A 2,521-nucleotide genomic window follows, 5' to 3' on the forward strand; every position below is an offset into this window, starting at 1 on the left:
GCGGGATCACCTCAACGACGTTGGCGACGAGCCGGAAGCGGTCGCGCATGTCGGACAGCGCGACGACGACGCCCGGCCCGGGATCCGCGGTGAAGACGAGGCGGACCGGGTCCTCGCGGCCGCCGATGGATAGCGGATGGATCTCCAGCCGCGGCTTGTCCGGCGTGAGCGACGGGCATACCTCGAGCATGTGCGCGCCGAGGATGCACTCGCGGCCCGGCGTCAGGTCATAGGTGTAGTCCTCCATCAGCGACGCGCCGCCGGGCAGGCCGGTACCCATGACCTTGGCCGCCCGGACCAGCACCGCCGTCTTCCAGTCCCCTTCGGCGCCGAATCCGTAGCCGTCCGCCATCAGCCGCTGCACCGCCAGGCCGGGCAGCTGCTTCAGCCCGCCCAGGTCCTCGAAGTTGGTCGTGAAGGCCCCGAATCCGCCGGCGTCGAGGAAGGACCGGAGCCCGAGCTCGATCGCGGCCCCGTCGCGCAGCGACTGATGGCGCTCTTTTCCGCGCTGGAGCTCCGATGCGACGTCATAGGTGTCCTCGTACTCCTCCACCAGCGCGTCGATGTCCGCCGGGGCGGCGGCGTCCACCGCGGCCACCAGGTCGTTGACGCCCCAGGTGTTGACCTGGACGCCGAAGATGGCTTCCGCCTCGGTCTTGTCGCCTTCGGTGACGGCCACGTACCGCATGTTGTCGCCGAACCGCGCCAGCCGAAGCGACCGCGTCGCCGCCCACCCGGCCGCCGCCCGGGTCCAGGTCGCCACCTGCTCGACGACCCGCGGATCGGAGACGTGCCCCGCGACGGTCTTACGCGGCACGGACAGCCTGGTCAGCGCGTAGCCGAACTCCCGGTCGCCGTGCGCGGCCTGGTTCAGGTTCATGAAGTCGAAATCGATCGTCGCCCACGGCAGCGCGACATTGGCCTGCGTGTGCAGGTGCAGCAGCGGCTTGTCCAGGGCGCTGAGCCCCGCGATCCACATCTTCGCCGGGCTGAACGTGTGCATCCACGCCACCAGGCCGACCACCCGGTCGTCGGCGTTCGCCTCCAGGACGGTCCTGCGGATCGCATCGTGATCGACCAGGACCGGCTTCCAGACGAGCTTCACCCGAATCGCCGGGGCTTCGGAGAGCATGGCGGCGATACCGCGCGACTGCTCCGCCACCTGGCGGAGCGTCTCCTCCCCGTACAGATGCTGGCTTCCCGTCAGGAACCAGACCTCGAAGTCGTCCTGGGCGGTCGGTGCGGTCATCAGCGCTGTGCTCCTTGGCCGGCTTGGGGATTTCCGTAGTACGCGTCCGGTCCGTGCTTGCGGCGGTAATGGCGTTCGAGCAGATACGGCGGGGCATCGGCGTGCGGGTTCAGCGCCAGCGTCTGGATGGCCATCTGCGCGACCGCCTCGCAGATGATCGCGTTCTTCAGCGAAGCCCCGGCATCCTTGCCCCACACGAACGGGCCGTGGTTGGCCACCAGCGCACCGGGAACCTCCGCCGGGTCGTCGCCGACGGAGTCGAACGTCTCGACGATGACCTGGCCGGTGTTGTACTCGTAGTCCGTGGCGCACTCGGCCTCGGTGAGATCCCGCGTACAGCGGATCGGCCCGTTGAAGGCGTCCGCGTGGGTGGTGCCGAGCACGGGGATGTCGCGCTTGGCCTGCGCGAACGCGACAGCGGCGGGGGAGTGGGTGTGGGTGATGCCGCCGACGTCGCCGAACGCCAGGTAGAGCCTGCGGTGGGTTTCGCTGTCGACGGAGGGTCTCAGGTACCCGTCCACGACCCGCCCGTCCTCGAGGTCGACCACGACGAGCTGCTCGGCGGTCAGGTCGTCGTAGGACACGCCCGAGGGCTTGATGACATAGACGCCGGCGTCGCGGTCGATGCCGCTGACGTTGCCCCAGGTGAGGGTGGCGAGCCGCGCCTGCGGGATTGCCTGGTTGGCGTGGAGCACCTCGTCGCGGAGCCCGGCTGTTACCGACCTGTTCATGCTGTTCTCCCGGACAGGACACGGTCCCTGATCGCCCGCAGCCGGTACATGGCCTTGTTCTCGCCCCGGCCGAAGTAGTCGTGCAGCCGCACGTACTCCGCGTACAGCTCGTCGTACACGTCCGCGCGGGCGGGATCGGGCTGGTACACGTCCCGCTGCTCGCGCCCCATCACCGCCGCCGCGGCCGGCACGTCCGGGTAGGCACCCGCGGCGACCGCCGCGTGGATGGCCGAACCGAGGGCCGGCCCCTGCCCGGACCCGATCACGCTGAGCGGGCGCCTGGTGACGTCCGCGTAGATCTGCATGAGCGGTGCGCTCTTGATCAGGCCGCCCGCCACCACGAGGTCGGTCACTGGCACGCCGGAGTCGCGGAACGTATCCATGATCATCCGGGTGCCGAACGCGGTCGACTCCAGCAGCGCCCGGTAGATCTCCGGGGTGGTGGTGGCGAGCGTCAGGCCCACGATCGCGCCGGACAGCCTGCCGTCTACCAGGACCGAACGGTTGCCACCCTCCCAGTCCAGCGCGACGAGCCCGTGGC

3 protein-coding genes are annotated in these 2,521 nt (G+C 69.9%); all 3 read right to left on the reverse strand.

All coding sequences use genetic code 11. From position 1 onward, the window contains the following. Positions 1-1,249, reverse strand: a 1,249-nt coding sequence (gene araA, locus VET29_RS30230) for an L-arabinose isomerase (RefSeq protein ID WP_324926718.1), incomplete at its 3' end; no start/stop codon positions are given. After that, positions 1,249-1,980 (reverse strand): L-ribulose-5-phosphate 4-epimerase AraD, encoded by a 732-nt coding sequence (gene araD / locus VET29_RS30235; RefSeq protein ID WP_324926721.1) that lies wholly within the window; start codon positions 1,978-1,980, stop codon positions 1,249-1,251. The genes araA and araD, both read right to left, overlap by 1 nt. Then, positions 1,977-2,521: FGGY-family carbohydrate kinase (locus tag VET29_RS30240; RefSeq protein ID WP_324926723.1), on the reverse strand; the 545-nt coding region annotated here is incomplete at its 5' end. The genes araD and VET29_RS30240, both read right to left, overlap by 4 nt.

Origin of the sequence: Actinophytocola sp., from assembly GCF_035634895.1 — a bacterium.
Lineage (GTDB): Bacteria > Actinomycetota > Actinomycetes > Mycobacteriales > Pseudonocardiaceae > Actinophytocola.